18 protein-coding genes and 2 other annotated features are annotated in these 21,150 nt (G+C 46.1%); of the genes, 2 read left to right on the top strand and 16 right to left on the bottom strand.

Going from position 1 to position 21,150, the window contains the following annotated elements:
• Positions 1–2: 2 nt before the first annotated feature.
• From smc to argB, 16 genes are all read right to left on the bottom strand, one after another.
• The gene (gene smc, locus GT589_RS05405) at positions 3–3,566 is read right to left on the bottom strand and encodes a chromosome segregation protein SMC (RefSeq protein ID WP_293397147.1); all 3,564 of its coding nucleotides are present in this window, start codon (positions 3,564–3,566) and stop codon (positions 3–5) included.
• 11 nt (positions 3,567–3,577) lie between these two features.
• Positions 3,578–4,645, bottom strand: a complete 1,068-nt coding sequence (locus GT589_RS05400) for an elongator complex protein 3 (RefSeq protein WP_293397144.1) — start codon at positions 4,643–4,645, stop codon at positions 3,578–3,580.
• Positions 4,645–5,343 (bottom strand): ribonuclease III, encoded by a 699-nt coding sequence (rnc, locus tag GT589_RS05395; protein WP_293397141.1) that lies wholly within the window; start codon positions 5,341–5,343, stop codon positions 4,645–4,647. Before rnc ends, GT589_RS05400 begins: the two co-directional genes overlap by 1 nt.
• 41 nt (positions 5,344–5,384) lie before the next feature.
• A complete protein-coding gene (locus tag GT589_RS05390) occupies positions 5,385–6,626 on the bottom strand; it encodes a peptidase U32 family protein (protein ID WP_293397138.1) in 1,242 nt (413 codons plus the stop codon).
• A 14-nt stretch (positions 6,627–6,640) separates the two neighbouring features.
• Positions 6,641–7,303, bottom strand: a complete 663-nt coding sequence (locus GT589_RS05385; protein WP_293397135.1) for an O-methyltransferase — start codon at positions 7,301–7,303, stop codon at positions 6,641–6,643.
• A gap of 43 nt (positions 7,304–7,346) precedes the next feature.
• A complete protein-coding gene (gene mltG, locus GT589_RS05380) occupies positions 7,347–8,357 on the bottom strand; it encodes an endolytic transglycosylase MltG (RefSeq protein WP_293397132.1) in 1,011 nt (336 codons plus the stop codon).
• Between the two features lie 64 nt (positions 8,358–8,421).
• Complete coding sequence (locus GT589_RS05375) at positions 8,422–9,303, bottom strand: tyrosine-type recombinase/integrase (RefSeq protein ID WP_293397129.1); 882 nt, start codon at positions 9,301–9,303, stop codon at positions 8,422–8,424.
• The gene (locus GT589_RS05370) at positions 9,278–9,871 is read right to left on the bottom strand and encodes an NUDIX hydrolase (protein ID WP_293397126.1); all 594 of its coding nucleotides are present in this window, start codon (positions 9,869–9,871) and stop codon (positions 9,278–9,280) included. Before GT589_RS05370 ends, GT589_RS05375 begins: the two co-directional genes overlap by 26 nt.
• Positions 9,871–10,950, bottom strand: a complete 1,080-nt coding sequence (locus GT589_RS05365) for a DUF3866 family protein (RefSeq protein ID WP_330582862.1) — start codon at positions 10,948–10,950, stop codon at positions 9,871–9,873. Before GT589_RS05365 ends, GT589_RS05370 begins: the two co-directional genes overlap by 1 nt.
• Positions 10,951–10,954: 4 nt before the next feature.
• Positions 10,955–11,758, bottom strand: coding sequence for a glycosyl transferase (locus tag GT589_RS05360; RefSeq protein WP_442952078.1), 804 nt, complete (start codon positions 11,756–11,758; stop codon positions 10,955–10,957).
• An 11-nt stretch (positions 11,759–11,769) separates the two neighbouring features.
• Positions 11,770–12,441, bottom strand: coding sequence for a glycosyltransferase family 2 protein (locus GT589_RS05355; RefSeq protein WP_293397122.1), 672 nt, complete (start codon positions 12,439–12,441; stop codon positions 11,770–11,772).
• Positions 12,442–12,454: 13 nt separating this feature from the next.
• Positions 12,455–13,321: a copper transporter gene (locus GT589_RS05350; RefSeq protein ID WP_293397120.1), complete on the bottom strand. Its 867-nt coding sequence runs from the start codon at positions 13,319–13,321 to the stop codon at positions 12,455–12,457.
• A 27-nt stretch (positions 13,322–13,348) separates the two neighbouring features.
• Positions 13,349–14,473: a putative cytokinetic ring protein SteA gene (steA, locus tag GT589_RS05345; RefSeq protein WP_293397118.1), complete on the bottom strand. Its 1,125-nt coding sequence runs from the start codon at positions 14,471–14,473 to the stop codon at positions 13,349–13,351.
• A gap of 144 nt (positions 14,474–14,617) precedes the next feature.
• Entirely contained in the window at positions 14,618–15,799 is a 1,182-nt protein-coding gene (locus GT589_RS05340) for an aspartate aminotransferase family protein (protein WP_293397116.1), read from the bottom strand.
• 48 nt (positions 15,800–15,847) lie between these two features.
• Positions 15,848–16,840: an ornithine carbamoyltransferase gene (gene argF, locus GT589_RS05335; protein WP_293397113.1), complete on the bottom strand. Its 993-nt coding sequence runs from the start codon at positions 16,838–16,840 to the stop codon at positions 15,848–15,850.
• 2 nt (positions 16,841–16,842) lie between these two features.
• Positions 16,843–17,721 (bottom strand): acetylglutamate kinase, encoded by an 879-nt coding sequence (argB, locus tag GT589_RS05330; protein WP_293397110.1) that lies wholly within the window; start codon positions 17,719–17,721, stop codon positions 16,843–16,845.
• 95 nt (positions 17,722–17,816) lie between these two features.
• Positions 17,817–18,043, bottom strand: a binding site (T-box leader).
• Between the two features lie 250 nt (positions 18,044–18,293).
• Positions 18,294–18,529 (top strand) — a binding site (T-box leader).
• 156 nt (positions 18,530–18,685) lie between these two features.
• On the opposite strand from argB, the gene argC reads away from it, so the two are divergent.
• Both argC and argJ read left to right on the top strand, forming a co-directional pair.
• A complete protein-coding gene (gene argC / locus GT589_RS05325; RefSeq protein ID WP_293397107.1) occupies positions 18,686–19,723 on the top strand; it encodes an N-acetyl-gamma-glutamyl-phosphate reductase in 1,038 nt (345 codons plus the stop codon).
• Positions 19,724–19,743: 20 nt separating this feature from the next.
• On the top strand, positions 19,744–20,958 hold the full coding sequence (argJ, locus tag GT589_RS05320) for a bifunctional glutamate N-acetyltransferase/amino-acid acetyltransferase ArgJ (RefSeq protein ID WP_293397104.1): 1,215 nt from the start codon (positions 19,744–19,746) through the stop codon (positions 20,956–20,958).
• Positions 20,959–21,150: the final 192 nt, after the last annotated feature.

Here is a 21,150-nt window from a genome sequence, read left to right as displayed (position 1 = left end):
TCCTAACCAGTTTTTTCGTCTGCAAATCTTTCGGCATCCTCAAGCTTAAGCGTCAGCAGCTTGGATACTCCGCTCTCCTCCATGGTCACACCGTATATGTAGTCAGAAACCTCCATGGTGCCCATTCTATGTGTTATTGCCACGAACTGAGTGCTTCCCGAGAGCGTCTTTAGAAAAGCGCCGAATCTCGCGATGTTTGAATCGTCAAGTGCCGCTTCTATCTCATCGAGTATGCAAAACGGCGTCGGCTTAGTGAGCAGTATTGCAAACAGCACAGCTATTGCTGTAAGGGCCTTTTCTCCGCCCGACATGAGCGTAATGCTTCTTAACTTCTTGCCCGGCGGCATTACATCAATTTCTATGTCGCTTTCTAGCACAGCTTCCGGACTCTCGAGCCTGAGCTGCGCTCCACCGCCTCCGAAAAGCTCAGCAAACACAGTCTTGAACTTTGAATTTATAATTTCGAAATTAGCCGTAAACTCACTTGTCATGCTGCTTTCTATGCTTTCTATAAGGCCCTCAAGCTCGCATATTGCACTTTCCAAGTCACTTTTTTGACTCTTGTAGAGCTCATACCTTTCCTTTTCGCTGTCATATTCCCCTATCGACTCCAGGTTCACACTTCCAATTTCCCGAAGCTCGCTTCGCAGCTGCCTTATTCGGGCATTGTCCGGAGCGTCGCTTCCGGAGCTTTCCCTGCTGGCGTCCTCGTATGTAAGCCCGTAGCTTTCATAGAGCGAGTCGCATATTCCCTCATGCTTGCTTTGCACTCCTGCCCTTTTCGTCTGCGCCTTTATGAGCTCCTCTCTGGATGATGCGTACGCTTCCTCGAAATTTCTTATGGCCTCAAGCTTCTCCTCCATGCTCTTTTCAAGCTTCATTTTTTCGCCTGAAAGCTCGCTTATTTGAAGATCCACCTGCCTTAGTTCTGTCTCCAAGTATGCTAGCTCGCCTTCCGATTTGACACTTATCTCGGTAAGTTCGCCAATCTGCAGCAACAGACTTGAATTTTCTGATTCCAGCTCCTTTAACCTCGAGCATTTCGAATCTAACTCGCTGCAAAGCCTTGCACATTCGCTTTCTCCGGATGCCGCATACGCCTCAAGGCCTGCAATCTTGGCTCCCATCTGGCTTAGCTCCCTTTCGCTGGCCTCTCTTGCAGAGCTTTTTTCCCTGATTGCCGCCGTCTCGGTTCTGAGGCGCTCCTGTATGCCTGCGATTGAGAGCTCTATTTCCGCTGTCTCCTTCTCAGTCTGCTGGGCTCTTTCTCTGTGGAGCTCTATTTCGCTGTTAATTCTTTCATTCTCAGCAATGAGCCTTTGAGCCTTTCCGCTGGATTCCTCAATAGTGGTCACAGCGCCCTCAATTTGCGCATTCATCCTCAAGAGCTCCTTGTCTATGTCAGACAGGCCGCTTAAGGCTATATTCAAGTCCGACTCCATGCTTGCATTGTTTTCTCTGAGTCTTATTTCATTCTCCTGCGCCTTGAGAATTTCGTCCTGAAGATGGCTGAGCTCACGCTTTAATTCATCAATAATCCTGCCCCTGGAGAGTATGCTGTTTTGAACTTTTTTTACGGAGCCTCCGCTTATAGATCCTCCTGGATTGAAAATCTGTCCGTCAAGCGTAACTATCCTGTTCTGGTAGCCAGTTTCTCTGTTTGCGGCTATGGCGCAATCCATGTCGCGCACTACTATTGTCCTCCCAAGGAGGCTTTCAATAACAGGCCTGTATTTGTCGCTGCAGCCGACAAGAGTGCTAGCAATTCCCACAAAACCCCTGAGCCCGTGTCCGATTTTTAGAACTTGGCTCGATTTTTTTGCATACACGTTCAGCGGCAGGAATGTAGCTCTGCCGTGACCGCTTTGCTTGAGATATTGTATGGCGCGCTTTGCCGACTCCTCATCAGCTGTAATTATGTTTTGGAGCGCCGCTCCAAGCGCTATTTCAACGGCCGTTTCATGCTCCCGCTCCACATCTATGACGTTTGCCACCACATCCTCAATGCCTTCTATCCCGCTTGTAAGGACTTCCTTAACGCCTTTGTTGTAGCCTTCGAGCTGGCGCTCCATCGATTCATATACAGCCAGCCTTGAATTTTTGTCCTTGATCTCCAGCTGCAGGCCCCTTATCCTCTCGGAAAGCTCTGACAAGCTCTGGGCGACGTTTTCTATGGAACTTCTTATTTCTTCAATGCGGGCCTTCCCTTCCTCGCTTTCGTCCCTAAGCGACTCGAGCCTCTTTTCCAGCGCGGCCGTTTCCAACCTCCTGGTTTCGTTCAAGGAGCAAAGCTCGGCTCTTTCCTTCTCGAGTTCATCACTGCGCCTCAGGGCCGCATCCATCGCAGCCAGCTCGCTTGAAATTCTGACGGCGCACGCATTCTTTTTCTCAAGCAGTTCAATTGCTCTGTTTTTGAGCTCTTCTATCTCCTGCTCACTGCTTGTAATGTCCGAGGAATTCAGCCGGCTCTCATCCATTATTCTGTTTCTGTTTGATATCAGCAGAGCCAGCTCGCTTTTGAATTCTGCAAGCCTTTCCTGTGCCAGCTTTTGTTCGTTTACCAGCTCATCAGCAGATGCCTTTAGCGTAAAAAGCTCACTTTCGTTTTTCCGCACAAGGCTATGGAGGCTTGATTTTTTTTCGGCATATATTCTTATTTGAGAGGCCGTCTTTTCAATTGACTCCTTCAGCGTGTACATGTTTTGGCTCAGAATGTCGAGTCTTTTACATGCAGACGCATGCTTGCTCTTGAGATGGCCGTAAGCTTCGTACTCGAGCTCTTTTGCTTTTTCAATGCGCAGGCTTTCATTCTCGGCGGCCTTTAGCAGCCCGTCAACAGTCAGGAGCTCCTCGCTCAGCTTTCTTATCTGCATGGCAAAGCTGCTCACCTCAAGAGTCCTCAGCTCGCTTTCAACCTGAATATACCTGAGCGCCTTATTTCTTTGCACTTCAAGCGGCCTTATGTGCTTTTCTATTTCATAGTAAATGTCGTTTATTCTCTCGAGATTCTCTCTTGTTTTCTCAAGCTTCCTTTGGGCCTCTTCCTTTTTGTACCTATACTTTGAGATTCCCGTGGCCTCATCAAAGAGCCTGCGCCTTGCGGTCTGATTCCCCGAGAGTATCTCGTCTATCTTGCCCTGTTCAATTATGGAATAGCCTTCCTTGCCTATCCCTGTGTTCAGGAGCATCTCCTTTATATCCCTAAGTCTGCACTGTTGGGAATTTATGGAGTATTCGCTCTCGCCGGACCTGTAGACCCTTCGCTTTATCGTTATTTCAGCGTAGTCGATGTCAATTATGCGCTCGCAGTTGTCTATCGATATGGACACCTCTGCAAACGACATGGGATTTTTCGAGTCTGTCCCTGAAAATATGACATCCTCCGACTTTTCTCCTCGAAGACTCTTTATGCTCTGTTCGCCAAGCACCCATCTGACTGCATCTGAAATATTGCTCTTTCCGCTCCCGTTGGGACCCACTATGGACGTTATACCGCTGTTGAAGAGTATCTCTGTCTTGTTCGGGAATGATTTGAAGCCCTTAAGCTCTATCTTTTTCAGATACATCTTTACGCCCCCTAAAAGTATATCCTTTCAAGCTCCAGGTATACCGTTGAAATGTCAACAATCCTTTTTTCGCCGTCTATTTCTATGGCTATGGCGTCGTCAGCCATTTTTGCCTCCTTCATCTCTACGCTTGCCGCGCTGATGCTCTTAAGGTAGGTGATATTTTCCCTTTTATTGCCCACAAGCTTTGACATGTTTTTCTTTGAACCAAATACCCTTATGGTCTCAGCCTGCCCTTTTGAAGGTAAGGCTGACTCGATGTAGTCTCTGTATATCCTGCTTTCAACCCGCTCTCTCAGCGATGGGTGCAGCGGCCCTGCAACCACCTGATTGCCCATGGATATCTCCTCCGTAGGCTGGAGTCCTATCCTTATTACATTCACACCTGCTCCGGTCAGCAGCACAAGCAGTTTTTTGCAGATTTCAATCGTCTCCTCGATTTCAAGCGCCCTGTATTCTCCTTGGGCATGAAGCCGCTCGAGCGCCGTATCCCTTACCACCAGTGTGGGGTAAATCCTGGCAAGCTGCGGCTCCATCTTTATGAACTTCCTTGCCGTATCTATGCATTTTTGAGGAGTGTCACCGGGAAGGCCTACCATAAGCTGGAGTCCGAGCGTAAAGCCCCATTCCTTTATGAGGGCTGCCGCTGCAAACACGTCCTCGCTGGTATGGCCTCTGAGGCTCTTGCTTAAAACCTCGCCATCCAGCGATTGTACGCCGAGTTCTATTATTGTAACGCCATATTCCCTGAGCAGAGCAAGCCTTTCTCCGTCTATGGCATCAGGCCTTGTTGAAAGCCTTATGTCGCTAACTATTCCTGCCTTCTTGTATCTGCTGGCCACCGCAAGCAGACTCCTTTGGAAACTCTCCTCTATGGCAGTGAAACTTCCTCCAAAGAATGCTATCTCCACTATGCTGTTTTTCGCATCTATTGTGCTCAGATGCTCCTTAATTATCTCTTCTGCCGACTCAGCAGTAACGTCAGTCCCCGCGCCTGTTATCTTCTTTTGATTGCAGAATATGCAATCATGCGGGCAGCCAATGTGCGGCACAAATATGGGTATTATCTTTCTTTTCATTACACAAACCTCTCTATAGCTACTTTTGCTGCCTCCTGCTCTGCTTCCTTCTTGGTCTTTCCCTCTCCCGCGCCCAGGCTCCTGTCTCCAAACTTGACTTCCATCACGAATTTCTTGTTATGGTCAGGTCCTGATTCGCTCACAAGCTCATATTTTATCTTTTCTCCGCTTCCTATCCCCTGGAGTATCTCCTGCAGCTCAGTCTTGTGATCTCTGAATATCCTGCCTTCTATGGACCCTTTTATAGTCTCCTCCAGAAGCCTTATTATGAAAATAGAGGCCTCGTATATTCCGCTGTCAAGATATATTGCTCCGATGACTGCTTCAAAGGCGTCTGCAAGTATGGACGCTCTTTCCCTTCCTCCTGTGGCCTCCTCGCCTTTGCCTAGAAAAAGGTATCCTCCAAGTCCTATTTTATTGCCCGCATCGCTGAGAGATTTTTCGCAGACTATTGCAGCCCTTTTTTTTGTAAGCTCGCCTTCGGGAAGCTCTGTATTTTTGAAAAGATAGTCGCTTACAACTATGCCCAGCACGGAGTCGCCCAGAAATTCCAGCCTTTCATTGCAGACCCTTCCTTTATGCCTGTTTTCATTTGCATACGAGCTGTGCACCAGGGCTTCAGCCAGAAGCCTCTTGTCACTGAATTCATACCCTATGGCTTTTTCAAATCTATCTAATACTTCTGATTTCGCGCTCATCTATTCTCCCCTTGTATACTGACTGTGTATCTATCTTTTTTCTATTCGGCTTTTTTCCTGAGTATGAAATTTTCCCCTATGCCTTCGAGTCCTATGTCAAGCTTGACTCTTATTATCTCCTTTGGTCTTGGCGCTACCTCTATATCGCTTCCGGCTTCATCACGCATGCCGGCTATCTTGGCATAGAACAGTGCGCCGCCAGGCCCTATTATTTCCACTTCATCCCCTGAAAAAAATCTGTTCCTCTGCTGGACAACAAGCTCGCCATTTTCATCGTCACGGCTTTGCACCAGACCTATGAAGTCGTAGTTTCTAACGTATGAGCTTGAGCCGTAGTGGTGTTCTTCATGTCCCGGCTTGTTGAAGTAGAAACCCTTTGTAAAGCCCCTGTGGCTCACCTTTTCAAGTTCCTCAAGCCATTCGCTCTTGAACTGCCAGCCCTTAGGGTCTTTGATGTATTCATCTATGGCCATCCTGTAGGCTCTTACTATAGTGGCCACGTAGTAAGCAGACTTCATCCTGCCCTCTATCTTAAAGCTCTTTATTCCCGCCTCTACAAGCTCCGGTATGTGCTCAATCAGGCAAAGGTCCTTGGAATTGAAAAAGAATGTCCCTCTTTCGTCCTCATATATTGGATAGTATTCGCCGGGCCTGGTCTCTTCCATCAGTGCGTACTTCCACCTGCATGGGTGTTTGCACTCGCCCTTGTTGGCGTCTTTGCCAGTCATGTAGTTGCTGATGAGACATCTGCCGGAATACGATATGCACATTGCTCCATGCACAAATGCTTCTATCTCCATATCTGGTGGAATGTTGGCTCTGATTTCGCCGATTTCACCCACAGAAAGCTCCCTTGCTACAACTACCCTCTTTATTCCCTGGGCATGCCAGAAGCGTGCGCTCATGTAGTTTGTATTGTTGGCCTGCGTACTAAGGTGTATTTCCATCCCCGGAACAGCTTCCTTAATCTTCATTATTACGCCCGGATCAGAAGCTATAAGGGCGTCAACGCCGGCCTGCTGCAGGTCCCTGAGATAATCCTCAAGGCCATCAAAATCCTCGTTGTGGGGTATCATATTTACAGTCACATAAAGCTTCTTGCCTCTGCTGTGTGCAAATTCTACCCCTTCCTTTATCTGTTTTATCGAAAAATTCTTTGCCGCAGCTCGGAGCCCGAATCTATCTCCGCCAAGATATACGGCATCCGCTCCATATATTATCGCCAGCTTGAGCTTTTCAAGATCTCCCGCTGGAGCCAGTATTTCTATTTGTTCTCTATCCATTATTTCCACCTCTTCTATTTTCCATTTCGATTGCTTAGCTTGTAGCTGAGCGCAACTCCGTCTCCTATTGGAATGACGCTAGTTTCAATATAATCCGCGCTGCATATGTAGTCAATATAGCTGCGCATTCTCTTTATTATCGTCTTTTTCCTTCTGACAGCAAATTCGTCCGAAGCCACCATGCCCTTGTAGAGTATGTTGTCAGATATAAGGAGCCCGCCCACTTTGAGCTTGTCTATCACCATGTCGTAAAACTGCATATACTGGCCCTTGGCAGCATCCATGAATATCAGGTCGTATTCGCCGTCTATCAATTTAAGTGCCTCAATCGCATCGTCCTCAATCACCCTTATGCTGCCCTGAAGCCCCGCCTTTTCTATATTCGCCCTGGCCTGCTCGGCCATTATTGGATTGCGCTCTACCGTCGTGATAGTGCAACTCTCCCCAGACGCTTTTGCCATGAGTATGGCCGAATAGCCTATGGCTGTCCCCACCTCCAGAATGTTCTTGGGCTTTTGCAGCTTCAGCAGCACATTTATTAGCTGTGCCACTTCCTTTTGAACTATGGGTACGCTGTGCTCCTGCGCATAGGCTTCCATGTCGAGCATGAGGCCTTCACTCCTTTTAAGTGATTCCCTCACATAGCTTTCGACTGATTCGTTTACAATATTGCTCAAATGTACCATCCTTCCATAAAGAAATAGATGGATTCTCACCCACCTATTCCGCAAAGTTTTTTGCTTTTGCTTTCAAATGCTCATCGTATGTCCGCGAAAAAGTATGACTTCCGTCCTTTTTTGCAACGAAATACAAGTAATCCACGTTCGCCGGATACAAGGCGGCCTCGATTGATTTCTTGCCTGGTGATGCGATAGGTCCAGGCGGAAGCCCGGCGTACTTGTACGTGTTGTAGGGCGATTCTATCAGCAAATCCGCATCCGACAGCTTCTGTTTTCTCTCCTTGAGGATATACTGCACGGTAGCGCACGACTGGAGTCTCTGCCCGATTTTAAGTCTGTTGTAAAACACAGCAGAAACCATATCCCGCTCCGAGTCCATTTTGGCCTCCCTCTCGACTATGGAAGCCATGCTTATCACCTCATTGAGGGATTTACCCAGCTCAAGCTGCCTTTTTTGGTAGCTTTGGCCGTATACCTGCTCGAACCTCTTGAGCATGGTCTCAATGATTTCTTCCTCAGATGTGCCTTTTTTGAAAAAATATGTGTCTGGGAAAAGATATCCCTCAAGGCTGCTCAAGCCTTCTCTCTTTATGAAATCGACTTTTGATTCGAACGCCTCCGGCTTTCCAACAAGCTCCATAAACCTGGCCTCATTTGCCAGGCCCAGCTTTTCAAGGCGCTCGGCTATCTTGTAGCTTTCAAAGCCTTCGGGTATTGTGACGGCAATATTGTCGTTGTATACCTTGCCTTCCTCGAGCATGCTGAGTATTTCGCTGTTGGAGTAGGACCTGAATATCTTGTATCTTCCTGCTTTTATTCCCGGATCGCCTTCGAGCTTTGCCACTACCCTGAATAGCAACTCGCTCCTTATGAGTTTGTTTTCATGGAGTATGCCGGCAGCTTTTCCAATGTAGGCTCCCTGTGGAATGTCTACAATCTCGTATTCCTTGCTGCCTTTGTCATACGGGCCTGTCAATGCGTTGAACGCCAAGGCGGCTATGACAACGCCTGATGCTGCTGCTAAAGCCAAAATAACAAGTATCTTTTTCATGGGCTGACCTCTTGTTTTTTTAGTATATTATACTATTTATAAAAGCTAGCTTACAACAATAGATTTATCCTCTGGGATGCTTGCTTTTGAGCTCCATCCTGGCATTCTTTCTGGACTGCACATAGGGCTGCAGGCATGAAATGTTGGAATTTCCAAGCAGCTGGCTTACAATCCTTATGTCTGCACCGTTGCTGAGCATATGAACTGCAAAGGAATTGCGCAGCACCGACGGGGTGACATTCTTTTGTATTCCTGCTTCCCTTGCATATCCCTTTATGATCTTCCAAAGTCCTTGTCTTGTAAGCCTGTCGCCCTTTAGGTTCAGAAATAAAGCGCTTCCGGAGCACGGCTTTATAAGCGATGGTCTGGCTATTTCTATATAGGAATTCACACAGTCAAGCGCAGAACGTCCAAGCGGGACGACTCTTTTGCTCCTTGTTCCATCGCAGTTTATATACTCCATTTGTACATCTACATCGTCTACATTTAGAGATACTATTTCTGACACCTTCATGCCCGTTCCATATATTATCTCGAGTATAGCCTTGTCCCTCATTCCCATACAGCCATCGATATCAGGTATTGAAAGCATCCTGACAATCTCTTCTTCCACTAATATATCCGCCGTCTGTTCTCTTTCTATTTTCGGTTTTTTGATTTTTTTTGCAGGGTTTCTGCCTGAGAGTCTAGCTTCATACATATACTCGTGTATCGATTTTACGGACGATACGATTCTGGAGACTGTGGCCTGCGAAATAGCAAGCGTCTTTATGTGCGCCACAAAGCCTTCCAAATCACTTTCATTGACATCCATTATATCAATATTGCACGATTCCAGGTATTCAAAGTATTTCTTCAAGTCATTCTCATATGAAAATACAGTGCTCCTTGAAAGCCCTTTTTCATTCTGTATATATTCTTTATAATCCGACAAAATTTTTTCCATTCATACATCTCCTAACAATACACTTTTGGCAATGATATCTATTGTAACTGCTTGCATACAACAAGGCCACCAGGCTTTTGGCATCCTTTATCATGTTTTTCGATGCCATGTCCAAAAGTGTCTGCATATCGTAGAGTTCTATATCAATATACTCATTTTCATCTGGTTGTGCCAGACCATCTCTTAGACCTTTTGCCAGATATATGTGTATTCTTTCATTAGTGAAGCCGGGAGATGAATAAAAGTCCACAAGATGCTCGAGCGTATCAGCCTCGTACCCTGTTTCCTCCTTGAGCTCTCTTGCAGCGCATTCTCTCGGATCTTCGCCCGGATCAAGCTTTCCGGCAGGTATCTCAAGGACTGCATCCTCTACAGCTTTTCTATACTGCCTTACCATTATCACCTTGCCCTCATCTGTTATGGCTATTACGGCAACACCCCCGGGATGTTCAACAATCTCGCGTTTGGAATATTTTTGCTGTGGCAGCTCCACAGTGTCTATCCTCAGGTTAACTATTTTTCCGTTGTATATAATCTCGCTGTTCATAGTCTCTTCTTTTATAACCATTATAGGAGTACCTCCGCTATGTAGCTGGCTGCGCCCGAAGATGATTTGAAAAACTCCTCGTCCTCGTCATAACCCCTGCCCATGCTCTTAACTTTCATTCCGAATTCATCCATTGAAGCTTTTGTGGAGTCTGATTTTACCATATAGATTTCATGCAGCTCCAACAGACCACTTTCCATAAGCTGCTTTTCCAAGACAGCCAACTTTTCGCCATCCTGCACATTTACAGGAACAACCACTCTGCTGCATACCGCATCTCGAAGCACTGTCACAGTATGGTGCGATATGCCTGTGTGCCTTTGTCTCTTATCGGCAAAGCTGACTCTAGGAACAGCTATGGGAGTGCCTCCCAGCCTGCCGGCCGCGTCAAGTATATATGCTTGCTCAATCCCTGTAAAGCCGTATTTTGTGCCCGTGCCCACAATCCCTGGGCCCATGCATATGAAAATCATGTCAGACATCAACACCTGTTTTGCAAATATCATGGCACTGTATACATTGACACACTCATAGTCGCCCCCGAAGGAGTTGCCGCATGTTATGGTGTGATCTATTAGACCCTTGCTTTTTAGTTCCTTTACATTTTTGCTAAGGTACATTGGAAGCGCCGCCCCGTCTGTCATTATATAAGTTATACTTTTAGCAGGCATCAGGCTTTTGGCCGTGCATGCAAACGGCACAAGCTGACTGTGAAGAGTTCCAACGACAACAGGCAGCTTCTCTAGGGACTCGAAAAGCTGCATCTGCTCGTGGTACTTGCTGTCCTGCTCCTCAACAGCCATGCATTTTATCTGATATGGCGTATATCTTAGCTTCATTATGTGCCCGCCCGGAGTCATGCTCGATTCAGGTTCATCCAGATTAGCTATCACAAAGTGAAAGCCCCCTGTGCCTAGGCTCAGCTCCACAGCTGTCGTGTTAAGCAGCACGCTTTGCCCCGGCTTTGCCCTTCCTGTAAGGGGAATATATGATATGGCCTTCTCGTCCTTATCTCCTACTAGTACTGCCAGCTCCTGCATTTCATCTGATTCGCCTATTACAGATTTAACTACTGCCAGCTTCTTGCTGAGCATGTCCATATGATTACCTCCCGAGCCTGTCAATATAGTTGAGCAGTCTGTTGTTTTCGATTATCTTTGTTATTGAATATTTTTCCGAAACTGCGTGAACAAGTATAAGTGCTATAAGGAGGGCTGTCTTCGTCCACATCCCAAACTCATATGCAGCAATTATGCCTATTGACGCCCCCAGTACATTCGAGCCCGAATCACCCATCATTGTCCTGGCCTTTATGTCATCCCAGAAATAAGCCAGCGCCGAAGCGAGCATCCCTCCCAGCAAAAGCCTTGAAATCTCTGAGGATAATATCAGCACGGGAATGCAGCATGCCGAATAGACCTTAAGCGCCCTTCCCGGCCTTAGGTCCAGCAGATTGAAAAAATTAGTCGCCAGCGCTATAAGGAGTGTGTTGAGTATTATTTCGCCTATGTCCTTTGTGAATGAGAGCGATATCAAAAATGCCACAGCTCCGCCAAAGAGTGCCTTGAACGCCCCTGTTGTGAGCGTGCCCTTGAAGAGCGCCTTGAAATGCCCCTTGAATCCGCTTGAGCTCCTATCGCCCACAAGGTCATCCACCACGCCTGCAAGGCTCATAGCTATAACGCCAAGCACATAGTAGGGCACAAGCTTTTCATCAAAGAAATACGTGGCTATGCATGCGTTTACTATGATGTAGGGCAGAAATACAAGGCCCATCCCCACGGGAATCATGGTGCCCATATAGTTTTGCCTTACTATGCCTGACTGCACCAGCATCCCCTTAAAGAATCCCATGAATAATTTAGTCGATATGAATCCAAGTATAAACGAAATGATTGTCAAATCCATTCCTCCTCATTCTAATTGAAAAGCTTCTTCAACAGAATAACCGAAATATGGTAGAACTGCCTGCCCCTGTGCTTGAAGCCGCTTATATCCCTTCCGGTTTCGTTGTGCGTCATGTACACGGGCACTTCCTTGACTTTGAAGCCTTTCCTTAGAATGTCTATTGTCATTCCAACCTCAACCCCGTAGCCTGAAGGTATCGTGTCGAATATCTCGAGTACTTCTTTCTTGAACGCTCTTTGTCCCGAAAGCGTTGCGCTCAGTTCGGCGCCTGTGAATAGTTTCACGCCAGCCCTTGCCAGTCTCTTTACCATGCCGAAGCCGCCTTTTTTTGCAGCCGGAGGAAACGCCGCTATAGTGACGTCGCACTCTCCGTTTAATATGGGTTCAATAAGCTTTTGCACCTCGCTTGATGTCGAGCCTACATCAGCATCTAGAAATACTATTATATCCGCACCCTTTATCTTTGAGAGGCCGAAGTTAACTGCATAACCCTTGCCCCTGTTCTGTTCAAGCCTGTATGAACTAACGCCTTCATACGAGGAAGCTATCTCATACGTGCGGTCTGCAGAACCGTCGTCTACTACCACAATCTCGTCTATGGAATTGAGGCCAATAATCCCCTCTAGTGTTGCACCTATTCTGTCCTGCTCGTTGTACGCAGGAATCAATACGCTTATTCGCATCTTTTCACCTCGCCTAGTTTAACTCTTGCGGAAGTATTGCCTCCGCCGTTTCCTTCTCTCCGAAATGGCCGCTCTTGCCGTCCAGCGCCATCACAAGAGAAATTTCTCCCAGTATATTATTTACATTGTCAACGCTCGATATTTTTGCAGCTTTGAAGAAAGGCACATGCGAAAACTCCACATCAGTTCTTTCAACGCCCACAACCCTGACATTCTTGCCCTTGAGGTATTCTATTACATTCCCGTCGAAGAGCTGCATCTTTTCCTTGTCTTCCCTGGTTCCGCCCGATTCTATCACTACCGCGTCAATATTTTTCAGATTCATGCTGCCCGCATTTATCTGGACATAGCCCTTTTGTGCAAGCGTATTTGCAAATACCATGTTCTTTTCTTCAAAAATCGTCTTGCAAAGATGATTTACAATGTCTGCGCTTGTAGCAAACGAGGTGCCGAATTCCTGATTAAAGGCCTGTACATCCAGATCCTTAATAAGGCTGTCCTTTAGCAGCAGCTCAAAAGGCACGCCGCCTCCCGCCTTCTGCAAAAATGCACCTGTATTTGGATAGAAATAGTCCTCTGTAGTCTGTATGATTGCAATATTTTTGCCTGCAAGCCTGTCCTTTATGACATGTTCGCTGCTGTATTCAATATATTTTTCAATATCTGCCCTCTGTTTTTCCATGCCTGATATTGTTCCGCTAAGCGTCTCGTTTTGTGCCTTTACCTCTGAAATCTTCTCCTCGAGTTTATTCACCATTTCAAGCTGCTGCTCGCTTATCATAATATCCCCATCGAGATTGAAACCTATGAGTATTCCTATGCCAAGAGCTATGAAAATAGCCCCAATTGTAGTTATATAGTATTTCATATTTATCAGCATTGTTTTCTCCCCTTTTCAATTCCTCATTTACAGGTCCATCAAAAATTTCATTTTCAGCTCCATTATCCTGAGCACTTGCTGTATCGGCGGCGAAAGATATGCCACAATGAACACAGGAAAGAGAGCCGCAATTATCAGGCCCCATATATACTTGATCTTGAGCTGGCTCCTGTAGAGCATGCTTACGCCTTTAGCGTCTATGAGCTTGGAGCCAATCTTCATTCGCACCAGGAATGTGCTTGACATACCTTTTCTGCCCTTTTCAAGGAAGTCTATTATGTTAGAATGCGTTCCAAGCGCCACAATCAGCTCCGCACCATTTTCGTATGCCAAGAGCATGGCTATGTCCTCGCTTGTTCCAATAGCTGGAAACACTATGGGCTTCAGGCCTATGTCCTCGACTCTTTTGAGTCCAGGTGCCCTGCCGTCAGGATACGCGTGGACAATTATCTCCTTGCTGGTTTGAAGGCTCTTGTCGCTTACGCTGTCCATGTCGCCCACTATTATGTCCGGCTTGTAGCCAAATTCCAAAAGAGCGTCCGCACCGCCGTCCACGCCTATAAGTACCGGCTTTACTTCTTCTATATAAGACAGTATGGCGCTCAGGTCGTCCTTGTAGTTTTGTCCCCTCACCACAACCAGCGCGTGCCTGCCCTGCATGTCTACGGATGTTTTGGGCATGCCTATGTCCCCTAATATGAAACCTTTTTCCTTCTTCGCGTACTCTATGGTGTTATCTATGAAGTTTTCAAGCTCCTGGGAAAGGTTGCCGTATGCAATCTCCAGCAACTCCTTTATCCTGTCTTCGTTGAGAATCTCGCCCTTGCCTATCAGCTCACTGTCCTTGTAAATACTGCCGTCTTCATCAATCTCTATTATGTCTTCTTCCTTCAGCACCTCAAATATGTGAATGCCGGCGTTGTCTATCAGTATTATGCCCTTTTCGCTGAGAATCTCAGGCCCCTTGTTCGGGTATTTGCCGCTTATAGACAAGTCTGCATTTACGACGGCCTTTATTTTCTTTTCCACAAGTGAATTGGCGGCCACCTCGTCAATGTCTCTGTGGTTTATTACTGCAATTTCTCCCGGACTTATTCTTTTTGCCAGGTTCTTTGTCTTCCTGTCAATTCTGATGGGAGCTTTTATCTTCATAACGCATACTCCTTCGTTTCTATTTTTATGTAAATCCAACTTAACATAATTTAAACAAATTATAAACAAGACTAATTATAGCATAAGTTTACAATAATAACAGCAAAAACCGCATGCTATGCACGCGGTTTTCTCTTTCAATTTCTATTCGCTCTCCATCTCTGAGAGTACTTTGCCGATTATTTCAATTGCAGCATCCATGTCCCTGTTTTCAACGTTAAGAGGCGGCATGAGCCTTATCACATTTCCTCCGGCCTTGGCAAGCAACAGCCCGTTATCTATTGCTCCGTTTACAAACTGCGAAGTGTCGCAGGAAAGTTGCATGCCCGCAAGCAGTCCTTTGCCCCTTAATTCGACAATGGCACCGTGCGTTTTGGCCAGTTCCTCAAGCTTTCCGTATAAATAGGCGCTCTTTTCATTTACTCCTTCAGCCACCTTGCCTTCAGAGAGTTCCTTAAGAACTGCAAGCGCAACAGCGCAGGCAAGAGGATTGCCGCCGAATGTGCAGCCGTGGTCGCCGTAAGTGAATGCATCCCCGACTTTTTTTACAGCGAGCGTGGCGCCTATTGGGAATCCTCCTCCAAGGCCCTTTGCCATGCATATCACATCGGGAATCACGCCGAAGCTTTGGTATGCGAATATCGTGCCCATCCTTCCCATGCCGCACTGCACCTCGTCGAATATCAGGACGGCGTCATTTTCATCGCACAAGCTTCTCATCGCGCTCAGGAACTCTGCCGCAGCAGGAACAAGTCCTCCCTCGCCCTGCACCGGCTCGACTATGACGGCACAAACGTCCTTGTCGAATTTGGCTCTCAGGTCTTCAATATCATTGAATTTCACGCTGACCGTGCCCGGCATCAGAGGCATGAAGTCCTTCTGATACTTGTTATCAGAGCTTCCGGTCACCGACAGTGCACCAATGGTCCTGCCGTGGAATGAATCGCTCATATAGAGAATCTTATGCTTTGCTTCGCCACCTGAAATCCTGCCGTATTTTTTTGCCAGCTTGAGGGCGGTTTCGACCGCCTCGGCTCCGCTGTTTGAAAAGAAAACCTGGTCGTGGTCGCTCAGCTCACACAGCCTTTTTGCAAGGTCCATCTGGTTCTGGCTCCAGTAGAGGTTTGATATGTGTATCAGCTTTTCGCTCTGAGTTTTTATTGCCTCGACCAATGAAGGATGCGAGTGCCCAAGGCAGTTTACCGCCACGCCCGACACAAAATCTATATACTCCTTGCCGTTTGAATCGTATAGTTTGGCACCCTTGCCTGTTTCGAAAGTCAAATCGAACCTGCAGTATGTGCTCATGAATTTAGTCTTCCCCATTATTTATCACCCCGTAATCTCTTAGTAACCTTATATTCCCGTGCTCCTTTATTCCTGGTCCGAAAGCGTCGCTACCATTACAGCCTTTATCGTGTGCAGCCTGTTCTCGGCCTGGTCGAACACCTTGGACATAGGAGCTCTGAAAACCTCATCTGTCACTTCCATCTCCTCAAGGCCGAATTTTTCAAACACGTCCATTCCAACTTCCGTGTTAAGGTCGTGGTAGGAAGGGAGGCAGTGGAGGAATATGGAGCTGTCTGAGCCTATCTTTTTCATCATCTCCATGTTCACCTGGTATGGAAGGAGCTGCTTTATTCTCTCCGCGAACATGTCCTCTTCTCCCATAGAAACCCAAACATCTGTGTATACAGCATCTGCGCCCTCTATGTCGTCCATGCTGTCAGTGACGCTTATGCTTGCACCGGTTTCATCGCATACTGCCTTCATTTCCTCAAGCAGCTCCGGCGAAGGCCATAGCTCTTTCGGCGCTAAAGCCACAAAATTCATGCCCATCTTTGCGCTGCCAACTATAAGGGAATTGCATACATTGTTTCTGGCATCACCCACGTATACAAGCTTCACCTGAGAAAGGGGCTTGTCCACGTGCTCCATTATAGTCAGGAAATCCGCAAGCGTCTGAGTGGGGTGCGCAAGGTCTGTAAGTCCGTTCCACACAGGCACGCCTGAATAGTCAGCAAGCATCTTTACCGTTTCCTGTTCAAAGCCTCTGAACTGTATTCCGTCATAGAATCTTCCCAGCACTTTTGCCGAATCCTCTACAGACTCCTTCTTGCCAAACTGTGAATTGGACAGGAATGTCACATTTGCGCCCTCGTCGTAGGCTGCAACCTCGAACGCGCATCTTGTTCTTGTCGATGTTTTTTCAAAGAGAAGCACTATATTTTTGCCTGATAGCAGGCTGCCCTTTTCACCCGATTTTTTCTTTTGCTTTAGCTTTTTTGAAAGCTCGAGCATGTATGCTATTTCCTCGCTTGAAAAATCCTTTAGTTTTAGAAAGCTTCTTCCTTTTAGACTCTGCATTCCTATTCCTCCCCTTTTACCATTGTTCCTATTCCGGCCTTTGTGAATATCTCCAGCAAAAGGCTGTGCTCGACATTCCCGTTCACAAGGTGTATGTTCTTAGTGCCCTCCTCGATGCTTTGCATGCAGCACTCCATCTTTGGAATCATGCCGCCCTTTATCACGCCGCTTCTGATATATTCAACAATCCCCGGCACTGTAATTTCCGATATGAAGCTCGATTCGTCCTGTATGTCCTTGAAGAGCCCCTTTACATCTGTAAGGAGTATCAGTTTTTCGGCCTGCAGCACAGAGCTTATAGCTCCTGCGACATAGTCCGCATTTACGTTGTATATCTGACCTGTCTCATCGCAGCCCACAGGCGATATCACCGGAAGATAATCCGCCTTGATAAGATCTATGAGGAGCTCCTTGTTAATGCTTGTAACCTCACCGACAAAGCCGATGTCAATGAGCTCATCTCCGTCTTCAAGGTATTTCTTTTTGGCTGTGACTATGTTGCTGTCCCTTCCGCTTATTCCAACTGCCTTTATGCCGTGGCTTGAGAGCCTTGAAGCCAGCTCCTTGTTAACCTTGCCCGAGAGCACCATCTCAACCACTTCCACAGTCTGCTGGTCTGTGACTCTCAGGCCCTTGACAAACTTGGTCTGTATATTTAGCTTTTTGAGCATGCCTGATATGTCAGGACCGCCTCCATGTACCAGCACTATGTTTATACCAACAAGTTTAAGCAGCGCCACATCTTTTATGAATGCGTCCTTCGCCTCTTCATTGCTCATTATGCTGCCGCCGTATTTTATGACAAATATTTTGTCTTGAAACTTCTTGATATATGGCAGCGCCTCGGTAAGTACTTTAACCTTGCCACCAGAAAAATCCATCATGCCACCTCCAGAATTTTTTGAAATTTGGTTTTTTTATTTGCTGTTGCTGCATTGGCTGTAATAAAAAAAGACCTGCGCTTCTTACCATAAAAATAAGAGACGAAAGCCTTCCGTGATACCACTCTTTTTAGTCCGCTGCTTTGCAGCCCGGACTCACTCGTAATAAAATAACGGCCACAGCCGAATCCCCATACTCTCGATATGATTTCAAGGAATCTTCTCAGGGGTACGTTTCAGAAATGATGTACTGCCGGACTTCCACCTTCTCCGGCTCGCTTTGAGCCTTGTCACAACCTACTTTCCCCGTCACTGAATTTGATGATATTGAATTTTTCGCTGATTTACTTGCATATTTCATTTAATTTAAGCCAATTATATATTACATGATATTACGTGTCAACAAATAATTTTTTATTTTTTCAGTCAGCGAATACAATTTCTCAGATAGGCTCCCCATTGATATCTATTCCCACTGACAGCCAAAATATGCATATTCATAAAAATTATTTTTTAGTATTGACTTATACGACGAATTGCCTTATCATTCAATACTAATAAAACTTTATAATTTAAATCTTGCGATTGGAAGAGTAGGTACTGTGATTGTTGTACAGCGAGCCGGCGGCGGTGGGAGCCCGGCACATAGCTTTGCCGAAACGTATCCATGAAGAGGTTTTTCCAAAGGTATGCACAGGCATATTCGAGTAGAAAAATCCGGTCAGCCCGTTAAAGCTTTTGAGATAAAATGGCAGCATTTCTGCCGTTTTAAAAAGAGTGGTACCGCGAATCAGCCTTCGTCTCTTTCTTGTTTATACAAGAGACGAAGGCTTTTTTTATACTCGCAGTCTGATTTACTAAAACCTAATTAGGGTATTTTAATACCACAGAACATGCGAAATTTAACGTTGTTCTGATAGTTTTAGCTTTAAAAAAAAATTATACTATCGAAAGGATGTTTTGAATGATAAAAGCAGGAATTATGGGCTCTACGGGTTATGCGGGGCAGCAGCTTGCATGGCTGCTTTTAAACCATCCGGAAGTTGAAATAAGCTTCTTGTCTACCAACAGCTATGAGGACGCCTCTTTTTCAAGCATATACAAGAACTATCAGGGCGTGGCGGATTACACTTGCGTCTCTACAAATACAGCTTATGAAATGCTTGATAATATTGATGTCCTGTTCTGCTCACTTCCTCACGGCAAGTCTATGGATGCGGTTAAAGCGGCATACGACAGGGGCATAAAGGTAATAGATCTAAGCGCCGATTACAGAATAAGCAGCAAGGAGACATACAGTGAGTGGTACGAGCTTGAGCACAGCTACCCCAACCTTCTTGAAAAAGCTGTGTATGGCCTTCCTGAGCTGCATAGAGAGTCAATCAAAAATGCCAAGATAATTGCCAACCCTGGCTGCTATCCGACTTCAATCATACTTGCATTGGCACCCCTTCTAAAGGGCCGCCTGATTGACACAAATAGTATAATTGCGGATTCAAAATCAGGGGTCTCAGGAGCCGGAAGGTCTGCCGACATAGCCAACATATATACAGAAGTCAACGAGTCTATCAAGGCCTACAAGCTTGGAAGCCACAGACACACTCCCGAGATTGAGCAGGAACTCTCATTGCTCGGCGGAGAAGATATAATTATGAGCTTCACTCCGCATCTTGTTCCAATGAACAGGGGAATACTCTCGACTTGCTATGCAAAGCTTAACGACAAGTGTGACAAATCAGACATAGTGAAGCTTTACAATGATTTCTACAGTGACGAATTTTTTGTGAAGGTAATAGACGGCGTTCCAGAAACAAGATGGGTCAAATCCTCGAACTTCTGCCATATAGGATTTACCGTAGACAAAAGGACTGGCAGAATCGTTGTCGTATCAGCTATAGACAATCTTATGAAGGGCGCAGCCAGCCAGGCCGTCCAGAATATGAATATTATTTTTGGAATTGATGAAAAAACGGGCATAAATTTCGCCCCTACATTCCCATAGTCTTGAAAGGAGATGAAACAATGGATATATTGACAAGCAAAGGTGTAACTTCAGTGCCCGGATTCAAAGCTTCAGGAATTGCCAGCGGCATTAAAAAGAACAAAAAGGATATGAGCGTAATATACAGCAGCGTGCCTGCGGTTTCTGCCGCCACATTCACATCCAACGTGGTCAAGGCTGCTCCAGTGCTGTTTGACATGGAGAACATAAAAAACGAAACAACGCAGGCTATAATAGTAAACAGCGGCAATGCAAATGCGTGTACTGGTGAGCAGGGCATGGCCAACGCCATAGCCATGGCCGAAAAGACAGCCGCATGCCTTGGCATAGATGCCAAAAATGTGCTAGTAGCTTCAACCGGGATAATAGGCATCCAGCTGCCTATGGATACAGTGCTCACGGGTATCGAAAATGCCTGCAGTGCACTTTCTGAAGATGGCGGAAGCGATGCAGCCCAGTCGATAATGACTACAGATTCCTTCCCCAAGGAAATAGCTGTAAGCGTAAGCATAGGTGGAAAAAAGGTGACTATAGGAGCCATGGCCAAGGGCTCGGGCATGATACACCCTAACATGGGCACAATGCTCTCTTTCATAGCAACTGACGTTTGCATAAACAAGCAGATGCTATCAAAGGCTCTCAAGTCAAGTGTTGACGATTCCTACAACATGATTTCAGTGGACGGGGACACCAGTACAAACGATACCGCATTTGTTCTTGCCAACGGGCTTGCAGGAAACGAGATGATAACTTCAGAATCAGACGATTATTTCGAGTTTAAGAAAGCACTCGACTATGTAAATACAGAGCTTGCCAAAATGATAGCTTCCGATGGCGAAGGCGCCACAAAACTGCTCGAAGCGCAGATTATAAATGCCCCTTCACTCGAGACAGCAAGACTGTGTGCCAGATCTGTAATCTCGTCGAATCTTGTAAAGGCGGCCTTCTTCGGCAACAATACAAACTGGGGAAGAATAATGTGTTCTATTGGCTATTCAGGAGCCGATTTCAATCCTGACACAGTCGACATCTACTTCAAGAACGAATCAGGCCAGATCAAAATTGCCGAGAACGGCATGGAGGTAGGCTTTAGCGAGGATGACGCTCAAAAAATACTCCAAGGAGAGTATGTCAACATAACAGTGGATCTCAAAGCGGGAGATCATTCCGCTACGGCTTGGGGATGCGACTTAAGCTACGATTATGTAAAGGTTAACGCGATGTATAAAAGTTAATCGAACACCCTAGCAACTAACTCTATTAAAAATAACATTAAAAAATCCTGCCTTAAGGCAGGATTTGAGTGTGTAAAATAAAGTGTGTATCTTCCTTAGAATTGATATAATCAAACTATCATTCAAGGAGGTACGCACTTTTTCTATGGGAATTTTAAGTAAAGACCAAATCAGACAAATGATAAAGCATTA

Source organism: Peptoclostridium sp. (genome assembly GCF_009881055.1).
Taxonomy (GTDB): domain Bacteria; phylum Bacillota; class Clostridia; order Peptostreptococcales; family Peptostreptococcaceae; genus Peptoclostridium_A.
Note: the sequence above shows the minus strand (reverse complement) of the source record. Positions and strands in the feature narration are given on the sequence as shown.

Excerpts from the sequence above, each read along its gene's own strand:
- smc (WP_293397147.1), bottom strand. The coding sequence starts at position 3,566 with ATGTATCTGAAAAAGATAGAGCTTAAGGGCTTCAAATCATTCCCGAAC.
- GT589_RS05400 (WP_293397144.1), bottom strand. The coding sequence starts at position 4,645 with ATGAAAAGAAAGATAATACCCATATTTGTGCCGCACATTGGCTGCCCG.
- rnc (WP_293397141.1), bottom strand. The coding sequence starts at position 5,343 with ATGAGCGCGAAATCAGAAGTATTAGATAGATTTGAAAAAGCCATAGGG.
- GT589_RS05390 (WP_293397138.1), bottom strand. The coding sequence starts at position 6,626 with ATGGATAGAGAACAAATAGAAATACTGGCTCCAGCGGGAGATCTTGAA.
- mltG (WP_293397132.1), bottom strand. The coding sequence starts at position 8,357 with ATGAAAAAGATACTTGTTATTTTGGCTTTAGCAGCAGCATCAGGCGTT.
- GT589_RS05375 (WP_293397129.1), bottom strand. The coding sequence starts at position 9,303 with ATGGAAAAAATTTTGTCGGATTATAAAGAATATATACAGAATGAAAAA.
- GT589_RS05370 (WP_293397126.1), bottom strand. The coding sequence starts at position 9,871 with ATGGTTATAAAAGAAGAGACTATGAACAGCGAGATTATATACAACGGA.
- GT589_RS05365 (WP_330582862.1), bottom strand. The coding sequence starts at position 10,950 with ATGGACATGCTCAGCAAGAAGCTGGCAGTAGTTAAATCTGTAATAGGC.
- GT589_RS05360 (WP_442952078.1), bottom strand. The coding sequence starts at position 11,758 with ATGGATTTGACAATCATTTCGTTTATACTTGGATTCATATCGACTAAA.
- GT589_RS05355 (WP_293397122.1), bottom strand. The coding sequence starts at position 12,441 with ATGCGAATAAGCGTATTGATTCCTGCGTACAACGAGCAGGACAGAATA.
- GT589_RS05350 (WP_293397120.1), bottom strand. The coding sequence starts at position 13,321 with ATGCTGATAAATATGAAATACTATATAACTACAATTGGGGCTATTTTC.
- steA (WP_293397118.1), bottom strand. The coding sequence starts at position 14,473 with ATGAAGATAAAAGCTCCCATCAGAATTGACAGGAAGACAAAGAACCTG.
- GT589_RS05340 (WP_293397116.1), bottom strand. The coding sequence starts at position 15,799 with ATGGGGAAGACTAAATTCATGAGCACATACTGCAGGTTCGATTTGACT.
- argF (WP_293397113.1), bottom strand. The coding sequence starts at position 16,840 with ATGCAGAGTCTAAAAGGAAGAAGCTTTCTAAAACTAAAGGATTTTTCA.
- argB (WP_293397110.1), bottom strand. The coding sequence starts at position 17,721 with ATGGATTTTTCTGGTGGCAAGGTTAAAGTACTTACCGAGGCGCTGCCA.
- argC (WP_293397107.1), top strand. The coding sequence starts at position 18,686 with ATGATAAAAGCAGGAATTATGGGCTCTACGGGTTATGCGGGGCAGCAG.
- argJ (WP_293397104.1), top strand. The coding sequence starts at position 19,744 with ATGGATATATTGACAAGCAAAGGTGTAACTTCAGTGCCCGGATTCAAA.